Below are 12,594 nucleotides of genomic sequence, written 5' to 3' on the forward strand. Positions count from 1 at the left end.
GGAAGCTGCCCGCCGTGAGCTCACGGCAGGCATCGGAGCGGATGAGTATGCCATGGCTGTCAGCGTCCTCGAACGCATGAGCAACAACGCGGACCGGCTCGCCTCGCGATAGGAGCGGTTGGGTGTGCCTCCGCGCACGCTCATTCACGCCCGGCGCCGCAGCCGTCGGGGAGGTCAGTAACCATGTGGGCGTCGAGGTCTCCGCCTTGACGCACTAGGCTTCAGCTTGTGATCTCGAGTTCTGTCCAGGGCCACGCAGCGGTCCGACGCCGGCGCGTCGGACTGGCCGCTGGGGCGGGGATGGTGGGGGCAGTCCTTTTTGTCTCCGTTTTCACCGTCTACGGGTGGCTGTGCCCGGGCTACACGCCGAACTCCATGTTCGTCAGCGAACTGTCGCTTGGGCCCTACGGCTGGGTCCAGATGCTCAACTTCGTGCTGACCGGTGCCTTGGTGGTGGTGTTCGGTCGCGGCCTCGCCGCCCACTTCAGCACCGGGGCTGCTTCCCGGGCCGGGCCGGTGCTGGTGGAGTGCATGGGAGTCAGCCTGATGGTGTCAGGACTGTTCACCACCGATCCGTCGGCGATGTTCAGCCAGGCCACCGCGCAGGGTGTCGTGCATGGAATCTTCGGGGCGCTCTTCTTCACGCTAGCGCCGGTTAGTTGTTTCGTTTTCTACCGGCGCTTCCGTGGCGACCGGTCCTGGCGCCCCATGGCGGGGTGGACACTGGCCGCCGGCGTTGTCCTGACTCTCGGGATTGGCCTGCTCAAGTTAAGCCAGCAGCCCGACAGCGGTTTGTTCGAGTGGAAGGGCCTGGTGCAGCGCGTCATTCTGGTGACGGTGATGGCCTGGATTTTCGCTGTCGCGTCCCGGTTGCGCCACATCTATCGGGACGGGGCACCCAGCCAACAAGCGCCGCTGTAGTACCGGGCCTCGGCCTGACTGGTGCGGTCAGGGGTCTCTCGGACTGCATGATGCGCTGGGTTCGACAGGCCGTCCACTTCAGACTGACGGCAGCCCGGCCCCGGCTGTGGGATATGGCTTCAGTCATCGTTGCCTGAGCGCTTGTCGTCGCCAGGCTCGGGCCCCGATCATCGTTGTCAGTGCACGGGATGAAGAGATCGACCGGGTGCTGGCGTTGGAACTGGGCGCCGACGACTATCTGGTCAAGCCTTTCGGCATGCGGGAACTCATCGCCAGGATCCGGGCAGTGGCCCGCCGCTCCGAAGAGCGGCTCCCGGACGGCCGTCCCGAGACGGACATCAGCAGGACAATCGGCGGCCTGAGCATTGACCAGCGGTCCCGTCGCGTGGTCCTCGACGGAGCGGAAGTCTCTCTGACGGCAAAAGAGTTCGAACTCCTGCTTGGCCGGCCAAAGTGATCATCAAGTACTCATCCTGCCCTGAACGAGATTTCAGTTCGGCGTTCAGCTCATCCTGGTTCGACCATTGATGACGCAGTTCACCCGCAAGCACATCAAGGAACCAGAAGCCGTTGTCTGCCTGGAAAAAGACGTCGCCAAAGGGTGATGCGAAGAGCGGACTTTTGCCAGCGAGGTCGAGAAACGACCACGGCTCGAGGGCAGCCGAGTAAAGGGCAGATGAGAATCGACGGATGGGCTCCATGTGGCGACTCTAGCGGAGGTGCTGCGAGCTGCGACGGAACCCGCTCACAAAAAGCCGCGCCGCCAGGGTGATCGGAGCCCTGGGACAGGCAGCACTACACCCAACAGTTGGCCGCTCCATCGGTGTGCTAGGAGGAACTGTTTGAATCCCTGCGGCGGGACTGGCACCACAGAGAGCATTAGTCGCAAGCCCCTGGGCCTTCATGGAATGCTGGGGTCATGACCTCCCGTTCCTCCGCTGTCCCCGCTTTAATGACTGCCGGCGTCGGCTCTGAAACCTTCAGCCTCCGGCACGCGACCAAAGCTGACCTGCCACAAATTCTGCAGCTACTCGCCGATGATCAGCTGGGATCAACCCGAGAAAGGGCCGACGATCCGGACCCGTATTGCCCGTCGGGGACGATTTAGCGACCTCTACCGTTGGTAGTAGTAAGCGGAGGCTGCGGCGCACCCAGGAGCCCGCTAAGTCCCGGGCCTTGGACTTTTCACACGACCGTCCGCCTTTACCCTCGACGCCGCCCTGTCATCGGGAAAGGCACCGGGTGGCTCACCCGGGCACGAACACCGCCACCACCAGAAGGAGCCGGATTGCTGATTGTCTTGACGGGAATTGACGGATCGGGGAAAACCACCGCCGCACAGGCAACGGTTGCCGCCGAACGGCGGGCGGGCAAGAAGGCGCTGCTGCTTAGAAACTACGCAGGCCGGCGCAGGATGTCACTGCTGAGCGCACAGTTCGGCATACAACTTCACCCGCGGCTGGCCGATGCCGTAGAGACAGCGATCCGCACGGCGAATGTGGTGGTTTCCCACGCCAGGGCGCACAGGCATCCGGGCCTGGTCATCATGGACCGCCACTTGCACTGCCAGCTTGCGCTACGCCAGGCGCGGGGCCTTCCCCGTGGCCGGCTGCTTCCCTTCCTTCTGACGAAGTTTCCAAAGCCTGACGTGGTGGTCCACCTCGTGATCGACCCTGAACAGGCGCATCAAAGAGTGTTGGCGCGCGGCACGGACATGGAAACGCTCGGTGAGCTCCACTCGTTGAGGGCCGCCTACCGATCGATGCCCGAATACGCGCACTTCACCGAACTGGCTGCGTCCGGTACACCGGAGGAAGTGTTCTCCGAACTGGCCATCGCCATCGCCGACGCCGGCAAGAGCCAAGGCGAGCGGCTGGCCCAGGCCCCCTAGACCGTAGTCATCCCATCCATGACGGCGCCCGCATCGAATAACCGGCATGAGCAAGTCGGAGAAGAAGAACCTGCGCTACTGCGATTACTACTGCTTCATGTCACTGAAGGACTTCGCGGCCTGGGTGGAAGCAGACGACGACCGGGAACCCGTCATGTCGTACGCCCCGCCTGCTACCAGGTGAGTTCCTGGGCCTTGATTTCGTAGTGACCGTCACGCTGGGTGAACGTGGCCCGATACCCCCGTTTGACCCCGTTGACCACCATCTGGCAGTCCGTATGCGTGTTCACCTTTATGTTCGGGAAGTTCTTGCACTCCACATCAGAGATCGTGATGCCGGGCTCCTTGGGTTTGGCGCGGGCCTTGATCCGCTCGGCCAGAACCTTGCCGCTGGTCTGCGGATCGAAGACCACCACCGATGGCGGGGGAGTCGCCGTCACTGTGGTCGTCGGTCCCGGCGTGGCGACAGGTGCAGCGCATCCTGTCATGAGGAGTGCCCCGCCCAAGGAAGCTGCGCATGCAGTTCTGAATAAGTTCATGGCCGATCATGTCCATCCGACGCCCGTCCACAGAGCTGCCCGAGACCCAGGCTGCCCAAACCAAACGATGCACTGCCCGGCTTGGGGAATCCTTGGCCTTTAGGCCACGGTGCTACCGGCGGGAGCGGACGGCGCGAAGAATGCCGCGGATCGAAATGCCGACGGCGCACACCAACGGGGCCAGCGCCGCAAGCACCACCACGGTGTTGGGCCGGAAAGTCATCTGGCCGGCCGGGCTCTTGGCATAGACACCCAGGGGTAAGACGAAGCCGCCGCCCCCGCCGCCACTTCCCCCGCCGGTCTGGGCGTCTTCGGTGCTGCTGCCTCCGCCGAAGCCGAAAGTAACCACCGCGACGGGGATGACCTCTTCCCCTGCGATGTTCATGGCGGGGCCGTACGCCCGGGAAACACCCACATTCTTGAACGTGTCCACGAGGGACGAGAAAGACTCAGACATAGGACCCACCATAGGCAACCGCATCCCCAAGCGCCAGAGCCGGCAGGGCCGCCCCGCCACGATGGGAAAAGCGCGGTGGGCAAGGAATGGGGACCTAAGCTCTGGTTGAGGGCCATGTTCCGCCCTTATGTTTGGAACTGCCGGGCGCAGCCCACGGCATTGGAGACGAGTCACGAGAATCGAGGCACTGGACATGGGGACATCCACGAATGCGGCTTCACGGCTGGCCGACGCACTGGCGATCATCCTTGGCACCGACGGGATTCCCCTGAGGCTGAGGGCGTGGGACGGCTCGGAAGCGGGCCCGGAAAATGCTCCCCTTGTCGTATTCCGATCCCGGAGGGCACTTCGCCGGATGCTGTGGTCCCCCGGGCAGCTCGGACTGAGCCGTGCCTATGTGGCCGGTGAAATCGACGCACCCGGCGACATCTTCGCCGCCTTCGCCGCCCTCAGCTCGGCCGGAAAATTCGCCGAGCCCGGACCGTTCCGGCCGCCGTCTCCCCGCGAAGGGTTCGCGCTGCTCAAGGCTGCCGTCCGTCTCGGCGCGCTCGGGCCCAACCCGGCACCACCGCCGGAGGAAGCCCGCGTGGGCCGGTACGGCAGGCGTCACTCCAAGGGGCGCGACGCCGCGGCCATCTCACACCACTACGACGTCGGGAACGACTTCTACGCGCTCGTCCTGGGCCTGTCCATGGTTTACTCCTGCGCCGTCTGGGAATCGGACGAAGCCGGGCTTGAAGCCGCCCAGGCCGCCAAGCTCGACCTGGTCTGCCGCAAGCTGGGCCTCAAGCCGGGTATGCGCGTGCTGGATGTGGGGTGCGGCTGGGGCAGCTTCGCGCTGCACGCCGCCCAACACTTCGGGGCCGACGTCGTCGGCGTCACGCTCTCAGTCGAGCAGGCGGCACTGGCCCGCAAAAGGGCCGCGGACGCCGGGCTGACGGAGCGGGTGGACATCCGTGTGCAGGACTACCGCGATGTGGACGACGGGCCGTTCGACGCGATCAGCTCCATCGGCATGTCAGAGCACGTAGGGCGCGAACAGATCGAGCACTATTCGTCCCGGCTGCACCGGCTGCTCCGCCCGGGCGGCCGGCTGCTCAACCACGCGATCTCCTGGAACGCCGGACCTACATCACCGGACCCGGACTCGTTCATTCCCCGCTATGTCTTCCCCGACGGCGAGATGCTCAGCCTTTCGGACATGGTCGAGGCGCTCGAATCAGCAAGCCTGGAAGTCCTGGACGTTGAGGCGTTGCGGCGCCACTATGCCCTGACGCTCCGGGCCTGGGTGCGGAACCTGGAGGAGCACTGGGACGAGGCCGTCCGCTCCGCGGGCGCGGGACGGGCCCGGATCTGGCGGCTCTACATGGCCGCGAGCGCCCTTGGCTTCGAGGCCGGCCTCACCGGCGTGAACCAGATCCTGGTCCAGCGCCCGGGCGGCGATGAACCCCCGTTGCGCCGCTCCGCGTGGATCTGAAGCCGAGCGGCCAGGCGCCGGGCATGTCATGGCGGCTGACCTGCGGACCGTGCGAAGCTAGGCTGTCATCATGAGCAATACCGAAGTTGCGCCGCAGGAAATCCTCTGTGAAACAGACATGACATGCGTCGGCGTCGAGATACTGGTTCCGCGGCAGGTCCCGTTGGGCGGCCCACGCGCGATGGACGTGCGGCGCACCCTGCCGCAGCGCCAGCGCAGTCTGATCGGCGCCTGGTGCTTCCTGGACCACTATGGCCCGGACCCGGTCAGCGATTCCGGCGGCATGCAGGTCCCGCGCCACCCGCACACCGGGCTGCAGACCGTCAGCTGGCTGTTCACGGGGGAGATTGAACACCGGGACTCGGCAGGCTTCCACGCAACGGTGCGCCCGGGCGAAGTGAACCTCATGACCGCTGGCCGCGGCATCAGCCACTCGGAATTTTCCACCCCCGACACAGCGGTCCTGCACGGCGCGCAGCTGTGGGTGGCGCTCCCGGACGCCGCACGCCACATGGCACCCACGTTCGAGCACTATCGCCCCGAACCGGTCACCGGAATCGGCTGGACCATGCGCGTCTTCCTGGGCACGCTCGCCGGGTCCGCCTCGCCAGTCGCAACCCACACGCCCCTGCTGGGCGCGGAGATCCTGCTCGAGGCAGGGGCGGAACTGACCCTCGAATCCGACGTGTCCTTTGAACATGGCCTCCTGGTGGACTCGGGCAACCTTGTCCTGGACGGACACGCCGTCGCCAAGGACCACCTGGCGTACCTTCCGGCCGGTCATGCGTCCCTGACCCTGGCCGCGGGCAGTGACGGTGCCCGTGTCCTCCTGATCGGCGGCGAGCCGCTGGGCGAAAAGATCGTGATGTGGTGGAACTTCGTCGGACGCAGCCACGACGAGATCGTCGCGTTCCGGGACCAATGGCAGGCGGAAATCGGTGCCCCGGACGGTTCTGGCCCGGCCTCGGCCGCGGGGGCAGGCACGGACCTGCGGTTCGGCCCGTTTCCGCCCGGGCAGGCTGCGGCCCTCCCGGCTCCGGCCCTGCCGAATGCCCGCATCCGGCCACGCGGCTGAACTGTCCACACCGGCAAGTCCTGCATCCACAAGCCCGCCTGCCGGGCCAATCCGCCCMGCTCAAGGAGACCATATTGACCACGATCACGATCCGACACAACTCGGAACGCAGCCGCTTCGAACTGTTCGACGCCGACGCACTGATCGGACAGGCCGCTTACGTGGATGACATCGCGGCAGACCAGCGGATCTTCTACCACACGGAGATCAACGAGGAATATGGCGGCCGCGGGCTGGCCGGGATGCTGGCCGCACAGGCACTCGATGAAACTGTCGCCGCGGGCCTCACAATCGTTCCTGTGTGTCCCTACATCAAGAAGTACCTTGGCAAGCACTCCGGCTACGCGGCGAACGTGGTACGGCCCACCCCGGCGCATCTGCGGTTCCTGAGCGCCTCGCTGGCCCAACGCGTCCGGCAGTAGCCGCCTCGAGACTCACGTGCGCCTTGAGACTCACGTGTGCGCGACAAACCGCTCCACACGCCGGTCAGGGATCAGCCAGATCGCGGCGACCACCGTGTAAGCGGCGATCCCCAGGAGCGGATTCACAAAGGTCAGCCCCATCCCCACGATGTACAAGAGAGGCGATCCCTTGCCTTTCCAGTCCTGTCCCATGGCCTGATCCAGGGCACCACCGCGTCCCTGCTGGCTGATCAGCGCCGTTTTTAGGATGTAGTAGGCAATGGCCGCGAACAGCAGATTCAGTCCGTAGACCAGGACGGGGACCTGTGCCAGGCCGGCGTCGTTCATCCATCGGGTGGTAAACGGGATGAGGGAGAGCCAGAACAGCAGGTGCAGATTTGCCCAGAGAACTCCACCGTTGATCCGCCCGGCCAAATGCAGCATGTGGTGGTGGTTGTTCCAGTAGATCCCCACATACACAAAGCTCAGCAGATAACTCAGCACCGTTGGAAGCTCGTGGAGCAACGCCGACCATGTGGGTTCCGCCGGGACATGAAGCTCCAGCACCATGATGGTAATGATGATGGCCAGCACGCCGTCGCTGAAGGCCTCCAGACGGTTCTTATTCACAGTGGCACCCCTGGATCCGGGCATCGTGACCGATGCGTCGCTGGGACCAGCGACGCCGGCGAGCGCGCAGTGCGGGGGCCGGCACGCCAGTCCGCTTATTTGCGAGGAGTCTACGCCGGGAGGCAGCCAGAGTCAGACATTACGGCGGCTATCACCACCTGGCGGGTCAGTCCTTGGGCTGGGCGTCGGCCTCGGCTGCCTCTAGCTCGGCTTCGAGCTCAGCCTCGGCTACTGCTATCGCGAAGCCGAGCGCAGCGGCGATGTTGCCGGCCGCCGCCACAACACGGGGGGTGCCGACAATGGGCGCAACGGCGATGAGGATTCCTTGGACATCCTCCGCCGTGATGCCGACGTCCACCGCCGTGCCGGCGTTGAGGAGGTATGAGGCGGCAGGGGCTTCGACGGCGACGAGTACCGCGATCCGGGCCAGCATCAACTCGCGAGGCTCGAGCGTGGAGCGTTCGAGCGAGACGGCAGTGATGTCGGCGAGGGCGTCGAGGACGGGGGTATCTTGTTCGGCCATGATCATTTCTCCAACTGTTAGCGGGGGTGTGCGCCGACTGACGCGACGTGAGCGGATCGGCCCGACTCGTCATGAACGTAACCCGCCACGACCCGGGGTGGCATCACCCGAACAGCATGAATCGATGGTAAGCCGCCTGGCACAAGAACAGATCGTGTTTTTGTGCCTGCGCTGCAGGCTCGTTCGGCGGTGCGTTGACGATGGGCCGGTTCGGGGCCAGAATCGCAGTAGCTTGAGCCGAGGCGCATTGGCGCGCTCGGCGGGGACTGACCCAGGCAAGCAGTGCCGGTGGCGGTTCCGGACCTAATAGGGAGGTCGCCGATCATGGCCGAGACCAAAAAAGTCAAGCATCCGAGCGTCGAGGAACGTGCTGCGAAGGGCAAGGGCCGCCGGGAAAAGACGCCCGTCTCCAGCCACACCGGGTGGAAGCCTGCTTCCGACCGGCCCGATCCGGTCGCGCTGCTCGAGGAACAGAACCTCACCCGGGAACAGGACCTCGTGCCGGTGCGTCACGGCCGGATGCTGGTCTCACCGTTTACGTTCTACCGGGGCGCAGCCAAGATCATGGCAACCGATCTGAAAGACACTCCCAGGGCCGGCCTGGTGTCCCAACTGTGCGGGGACGCCCATCTGTCCAACTTCGGTGTCTTCGCATCTCCTGAGCGAACCCTGCTGTTCGACCTCAACGATTTCGACGAGACACTGCCCGGCCCCTTCGAGTACGACGTCAAACGGATGGCGGCGAGCTTCACTATCGCGGCCCGCAACAACGAGTACACCAAGGAAGAGACGCATGATGTCACCCTCGCTGCCGTACGGGCGTACCGGGAGGCGATGGCAGAGTTCGCGCAGATGGGCACCCTGGACATCTGGTACGCCCGCCTGTCCGAGGAACAGCTAATGGAAACCCTCGAGCTGGCCGTCGCAACTCAAAAGGGCAAGGCCCTCAAGAAGGCAGCCCACGGGATGGAAAAGGTGGCGAAACAGAACGTCGCCAAGGCCCACACCCGCGACAGCCTGCAGGCACTCTCCAAGCTCGCCGAGCGGGTGGACGGGGAGTACCGGATCGTCAGCCAGCCGCCGATCGTCATTCCCGCACGGGAGCTGGGTGAATCATTCGGCATGTCTGCGGATGGGATTCAGAAGGCGGTTCGTGAGCAGCTCCGTTCCTACCGGGCGACCCTGCCAGACGACCGACGTATCTTGCTGGAGCGCTTCGAAGTCATCGATGTCGCCCGCAAGGTGGTGGGCGTCGGCAGTGTCGGCACGCGGGCGTTCATCGCCTTGCTCCAGGGCCGGGATGAGCAGGATCCGCTGTTCCTCCAGGTCAAGGAGGCCACAAGGTCGGTGCTCGAGGACCACTTGCCGAAGAGCAGGTTCAAGCAGCCGGGCGAGCGAGTGGTGCAGGGCCAGCGGATGATGCAGGCCGCGAGTGACATCTTCCTGGGGTGGACCAAGGGCGTGCAGGACAACCGGTACCTGTATTGGCGCCAACTGCGTGACATGAAGGGCTCAGCCATTGTGGAAGGCATGAAACCGCTCGGCATGAATTTCTATGCCAACGCATGCGGGTGGACCCTCGCCCGTGCCCACGCCCGGTCCGGGGACCCGATCGCAATCGCCGCCTACCTCGGCAAGAGCGACAAATTCGACGTGTCGATCACCGACTTCTCCGAGCGGTACGCGGACCAGAACGAAAAGGACTACCAGGCGTTCGCCGACGCGGTTCGTTCCGGCCGGCTGGAAGCAGTCGAGGGCCTCTGATTCCGGAAGTTCAGGGGAGGCACCGCCGTGGGTGAACGGCTCGAAGGACGACAGGTTTCGCTCTGGGTCGCCACGGCCGGCGGCACTGGCTATCCCTGCCTGGACTCGGATCTCGAGGTCGACGTGGCCGTAGTTGGGGGAGGGATCGCCGGGCTGACTGCGGCGCTGGCCCTCAAACGTGCCGGCCACACCGTCGCGGTCCTCGAGGCCGCGCGCATTGGCACCGGCGTCACGGGGCACACCACCGGGAAGGTCACCTCCCTGCACCGGCTGGTCTACACCGAACTTGCTGACCTGCATGGACCCGACGTCGCAGGCAGGTACGGGCAGGCAAACCAGGCCGCCATCGAGCACATTGCGCGCGTCGTGGCAGAGGAGGGCATCGACTGCAACTTCCGCAGGGTGTCCAACTACACCTACGCAGAATCCGACGACGCACTCACCCGCGTCCGCGACGAGGCCGCGCTGGCCGCACGGCTCGGCCTTCCTTCAGTCTTTACCTCTGACACGCCGCTGCCGTTCGCTGTCCGGGGCGCAGTCCGGTTCGACGGCCAGGCGCAGCTTCACGCGGTCAAGTACCTGCAGGGCCTCGCCCGCGCAGTGGACGGGGGCGGAAGCCACGTGCTCGAGGACTCGCGCGTCACCTCGGTGCGCGATGGTGTGCCCGCCGTCGTCGAGACCGGGCGCGGCACGGTCCGGGCACGCGAGGTGATCATTGCCACCAACGTCCCCGTCGGCGACGGAGGTCTCTTTGCCGAGCGCTGCTACCTGCACCGCTCGTACATCGTTGCCTGCCTGGCACCTGCGGCGCCCCTGGACGGGACCTTCATCAGTGTCGACGAGCCGATGCGCTCAATCCTGGCGATCGACGTCGACGGTTCCCGTTACGTTCTCACCGGCGGCGAGGGCCACCGGGCCGCCGAGACCGCCGATGCTGCCGTCCGGTACCGCCGCCTCGCGGTATTCTCCCGTGAGCGCCTCGGAACCAGGGAGACCAGCTTCCGCTGGTCCACGCAGGACACCATGCCCGTCGACGGGTTGCCCTATGCCGGGACTTTGACCCCGACGGCGGCGCACGTTCATGTGATCACCGGGCTGCGCAAGTGGGGCCTGACCAACGGCACCGCCGCGGCGCTGGTCCTGGCCGACACGCTCACGGGGCGGCACAACCCCTGGGCGGCGGTCTTCGACACCAACCGCATTCCGGCGACCGGCCAGGCCGTCGGGAAGAGCGGCCACCCGGACCAATCGCAGCCGGACCAACCTCAACCCCAGCAACCGGAACAACCGACCGTCGCCGGGCTGCGTCCGGGCGAAGGTGCCGTAGTGGAGATCGACGGCGAAATGACCGCCGTCTACGCCGGCCCTGCCGGGGAGCTCCTCGCCGTCTCGGCCATTTGCACGCATCTGGGCTGCACTGTCGCGTTCAACGCGGACGACTCGACCTGGGACTGCCCCTGTCACGGCTCGCGGTTTGCCGCGGACGGCGCAGTCATACAGGGCCCTGCGGCGGTGAACCTGGCGCCGAGACCCGCACCGCGTTAAGTGCCCGCCGGGGTGTCGGCGCATGAGGCGGGGGAGCTGGCCGCCGCGTTGAGGGCCGCCCGGCGGAGCCGTTCCAGCTCGACGACGTCCCGCCCGAATGAAAAGGCCAGCAGCCCAAGCGCGGCGCCCAGGACCATGGCTCCCAGGGCCGGAGGGACGCCGGGCAACAGGGCGAACAACAGGGCCGCGGGCTGGGTGGCTCCGATGATCCTGCGTACGGTGCTGGACGGCAGCGGATTCTTCAGGGACGGCCGGAACCAGGCTGCTGCGAGGAACGCGTAGTACATCAGCCCGATGCCCAGGGGCCACAGGCCGAACGTTCCCGCCGCCGCGCAGGACAGCACTAGAACAAGCGCGGCGTCCGTGTCCGAGTCCAGCCGTGAACCCTCGGCCGTCGCTGACCCCGTCCACCGTGCTACCCGGCCATCCACGGCATCGAGCAGGAACGCTGCCGTGCCCAGGAGAACCACCAGAGAGCTTGCCGCGGCTCCGGCCATGAAGCCAACCACAGTCTCTGCGGCGCAGCACGCCACGATGGCGGCCCTGGCCAGGGTAACGCGGTCCGCGGGGGTGGAAAACCGGGGTGTCCGCCGCAGAACGGAGCCAGCTGCCCTTACGATCACCGCTGCGCCCGCCGCCAGAGCCAGGAACCAGGGAGCCGGGCCAGTGAGGACTGTCGAGCCGAGCGAGGCCCAGGCCACAAGATAGGCGGCGACAGCGGTCCCGGCATCCGCAACGGCACGGCGGGCGGCCGCTGATGCCAGGCCAGACTGCCCTGCGGCATCGGACTCAGTGCCTGTCGACGAGACTGTCAGCGGGACTGAAGGCGGGCCAGTGGAGGCCGTGCCTGTAGACGTCGTACCCTTTTGTCGCGTGCCCTGTGTCATCGGCTTCAGCCTGAACCACCCCGCCCACATGCTAGCAAGTCTGCTGTACCGGCTTGCTTACTGCGGGGACGTGGTGCGCCGCGGCGTGCGCCGCCCGGCCCGGGCGAAGCCGACGGCGGCCAGAACGGCTCCGGCGCCTTCGGCGACGGCGCTGAGGGACTTCTCGAAAAACCAGATGGGCTCGTACATGGCCGGAAATGGCCCGAACGCGGGGATATTCACGTAGCGGTACGCCACCACTGCGGCAAAGGCACTGAACGCAACGACGAACGCGACGGCGTAGGCGGCCCTGCTGCCGCGCAGCAATACGTACAACCCGGACAGCACAGCCGCGGCCGATTCCAGCAGGAAAAGATTGCCTTGGCCGATACCCGCGGGGTTCCCCGCCTGGTAGCCCGGGGCCAGATGGATGTGGACGGCGGCGTCAATGAACAAGGCGGCGGCCGTGAGGACGCGCAACGTCATGCCGGATCCATAGACTCGC

General features: G+C 66.0%; 15 protein-coding genes. 9 read left to right on the plus strand and 6 right to left on the minus strand.

Annotated elements, in window-relative coordinates:
- Window positions 1–300: 300 nt before the first annotated feature.
- From AC1D2F_RS11945 to AC1D2F_RS11960, 4 genes are all read left to right on the plus strand, one after another.
- Window positions 301–921, plus strand: coding sequence for a DUF998 domain-containing protein (locus tag AC1D2F_RS11945; protein ID WP_476966850.1), 621 nt, complete (start codon window positions 301–303; stop codon window positions 919–921).
- A 106-nt stretch (window positions 922–1,027) separates the two neighbouring features.
- Window positions 1,028–1,378: a response regulator transcription factor gene (locus AC1D2F_RS11950; RefSeq protein ID WP_476966798.1), complete on the plus strand. Its 351-nt coding sequence runs from the start codon at window positions 1,028–1,030 to the stop codon at window positions 1,376–1,378.
- 831 nt (window positions 1,379–2,209) lie between these two features.
- Window positions 2,210–2,812 carry a nucleoside/nucleotide kinase family protein gene (locus tag AC1D2F_RS11955; protein ID WP_229992177.1) on the plus strand — a complete coding sequence of 201 codons (603 nt, stop codon included), beginning with the start codon at window positions 2,210–2,212 and terminating at the stop codon, window positions 2,810–2,812.
- 46 nt (window positions 2,813–2,858) lie between these two features.
- Window positions 2,859–2,996 carry a hypothetical protein gene (locus tag AC1D2F_RS11960; protein WP_229992176.1) on the plus strand — a complete coding sequence of 46 codons (138 nt, stop codon included), beginning with the start codon at window positions 2,859–2,861 and terminating at the stop codon, window positions 2,994–2,996.
- On the opposite strand, the gene AC1D2F_RS11965 is transcribed toward AC1D2F_RS11960, so the two are convergent.
- Both AC1D2F_RS11965 and AC1D2F_RS11970 read right to left on the minus strand, forming a co-directional pair.
- Entirely contained in the window at window positions 2,986–3,300 is a 315-nt protein-coding gene (locus tag AC1D2F_RS11965) for a hypothetical protein (RefSeq protein WP_229992175.1), read from the minus strand. The genes AC1D2F_RS11960 and AC1D2F_RS11965 overlap by 11 nt on opposite strands.
- Before the next feature lie 163 nt (window positions 3,301–3,463).
- Window positions 3,464–3,808 (minus strand): hypothetical protein, encoded by a 345-nt coding sequence (locus AC1D2F_RS11970; RefSeq protein WP_229992174.1) that lies wholly within the window; start codon window positions 3,806–3,808, stop codon window positions 3,464–3,466.
- 193 nt (window positions 3,809–4,001) lie between these two features.
- Here AC1D2F_RS11970 and AC1D2F_RS11975 point away from each other — a divergent pair, with 193 nt between their 5' ends.
- The 3 genes from AC1D2F_RS11975 to AC1D2F_RS11985 all read left to right on the plus strand — a co-directional run bounded on the left by AC1D2F_RS11975 (window position 4,002) and on the right by AC1D2F_RS11985 (window position 6,782).
- A complete protein-coding gene (locus tag AC1D2F_RS11975; RefSeq protein WP_229992173.1) occupies window positions 4,002–5,285 on the plus strand; it encodes an SAM-dependent methyltransferase in 1,284 nt (427 codons plus the stop codon).
- A 70-nt stretch (window positions 5,286–5,355) separates the two neighbouring features.
- Window positions 5,356–6,360, plus strand: a complete 1,005-nt coding sequence (locus AC1D2F_RS11980; RefSeq protein ID WP_229992172.1) for a pirin family protein — start codon at window positions 5,356–5,358, stop codon at window positions 6,358–6,360.
- A gap of 74 nt (window positions 6,361–6,434) precedes the next feature.
- A complete protein-coding gene (locus tag AC1D2F_RS11985; protein WP_476966799.1) occupies window positions 6,435–6,782 on the plus strand; it encodes a GNAT family N-acetyltransferase in 348 nt (115 codons plus the stop codon).
- A 30-nt stretch (window positions 6,783–6,812) separates the two neighbouring features.
- Here AC1D2F_RS11985 and AC1D2F_RS11990 read toward each other — a convergent pair whose 3' ends face one another.
- Together AC1D2F_RS11990 and AC1D2F_RS11995 are read right to left on the minus strand one after the other, a co-directional pair.
- Window positions 6,813–7,391 carry a TMEM175 family protein gene (locus AC1D2F_RS11990; RefSeq protein WP_229992170.1) on the minus strand — a complete coding sequence of 193 codons (579 nt, stop codon included), beginning with the start codon at window positions 7,389–7,391 and terminating at the stop codon, window positions 6,813–6,815.
- A 166-nt stretch (window positions 7,392–7,557) separates the two neighbouring features.
- Entirely contained in the window at window positions 7,558–7,914 is a 357-nt protein-coding gene (locus AC1D2F_RS11995; protein WP_229992169.1) for a carboxymuconolactone decarboxylase family protein, read from the minus strand.
- A 324-nt stretch (window positions 7,915–8,238) separates the two neighbouring features.
- Between AC1D2F_RS11995 and AC1D2F_RS12000 the strand changes: the two genes are divergently transcribed.
- Window positions 8,239–9,678 carry a DUF2252 domain-containing protein gene (locus AC1D2F_RS12000; RefSeq protein WP_229992168.1) on the plus strand — a complete coding sequence of 480 codons (1,440 nt, stop codon included), beginning with the start codon at window positions 8,239–8,241 and terminating at the stop codon, window positions 9,676–9,678.
- A 27-nt stretch (window positions 9,679–9,705) separates the two neighbouring features.
- On the plus strand, window positions 9,706–11,223 hold the full coding sequence (locus AC1D2F_RS12005; protein WP_364743427.1) for an FAD-dependent oxidoreductase: 1,518 nt from the start codon (window positions 9,706–9,708) through the stop codon (window positions 11,221–11,223).
- On the opposite strand, the gene AC1D2F_RS12010 is transcribed toward AC1D2F_RS12005, so the two are convergent.
- Together AC1D2F_RS12010 and AC1D2F_RS12015 are read right to left on the minus strand one after the other, a co-directional pair.
- Complete coding sequence (locus AC1D2F_RS12010; protein WP_229992166.1) at window positions 11,220–12,110, minus strand: CDP-alcohol phosphatidyltransferase family protein; 891 nt, start codon at window positions 12,108–12,110, stop codon at window positions 11,220–11,222. The two genes, AC1D2F_RS12005 and AC1D2F_RS12010, sit on opposite strands and share 4 nt — an antisense overlap.
- A 57-nt stretch (window positions 12,111–12,167) precedes the next feature.
- Window positions 12,168–12,575, minus strand: coding sequence for a hypothetical protein (locus AC1D2F_RS12015; protein WP_364743424.1), 408 nt, complete (start codon window positions 12,573–12,575; stop codon window positions 12,168–12,170).
- Window positions 12,576–12,594 lie beyond the last annotated feature (19 nt).

It is taken from the genome of Arthrobacter sp. P1_B3 (genome assembly GCF_056406615.1).

Excerpts from the sequence above, each read along its gene's own strand:
- AC1D2F_RS11945 (WP_476966850.1), top strand. The coding sequence starts at position 301 with ATGGTGGGGGCAGTCCTTTTTGTCTCCGTTTTCACCGTCTACGGGTGG.
- AC1D2F_RS11960 (WP_229992176.1), top strand. The coding sequence starts at position 2,859 with ATGAGCAAGTCGGAGAAGAAGAACCTGCGCTACTGCGATTACTACTGC.
- AC1D2F_RS11965 (WP_229992175.1), bottom strand. The coding sequence starts at position 3,300 with ATGACAGGATGCGCTGCACCTGTCGCCACGCCGGGACCGACGACCACA.
- AC1D2F_RS11970 (WP_229992174.1), bottom strand. The coding sequence starts at position 3,808 with ATGTCTGAGTCTTTCTCGTCCCTCGTGGACACGTTCAAGAATGTGGGT.
- AC1D2F_RS11975 (WP_229992173.1), top strand. The coding sequence starts at position 4,002 with ATGGGGACATCCACGAATGCGGCTTCACGGCTGGCCGACGCACTGGCG.
- AC1D2F_RS11980 (WP_229992172.1), top strand. The coding sequence starts at position 5,356 with ATGAGCAATACCGAAGTTGCGCCGCAGGAAATCCTCTGTGAAACAGAC.
- AC1D2F_RS11995 (WP_229992169.1), bottom strand. The coding sequence starts at position 7,914 with ATGGCCGAACAAGATACCCCCGTCCTCGACGCCCTCGCCGACATCACT.
- AC1D2F_RS12000 (WP_229992168.1), top strand. The coding sequence starts at position 8,239 with ATGGCCGAGACCAAAAAAGTCAAGCATCCGAGCGTCGAGGAACGTGCT.
- AC1D2F_RS12010 (WP_229992166.1), bottom strand. The coding sequence starts at position 12,110 with ATGACACAGGGCACGCGACAAAAGGGTACGACGTCTACAGGCACGGCC.
- AC1D2F_RS12015 (WP_364743424.1), bottom strand. The coding sequence starts at position 12,575 with ATGACGTTGCGCGTCCTCACGGCCGCCGCCTTGTTCATTGACGCCGCC.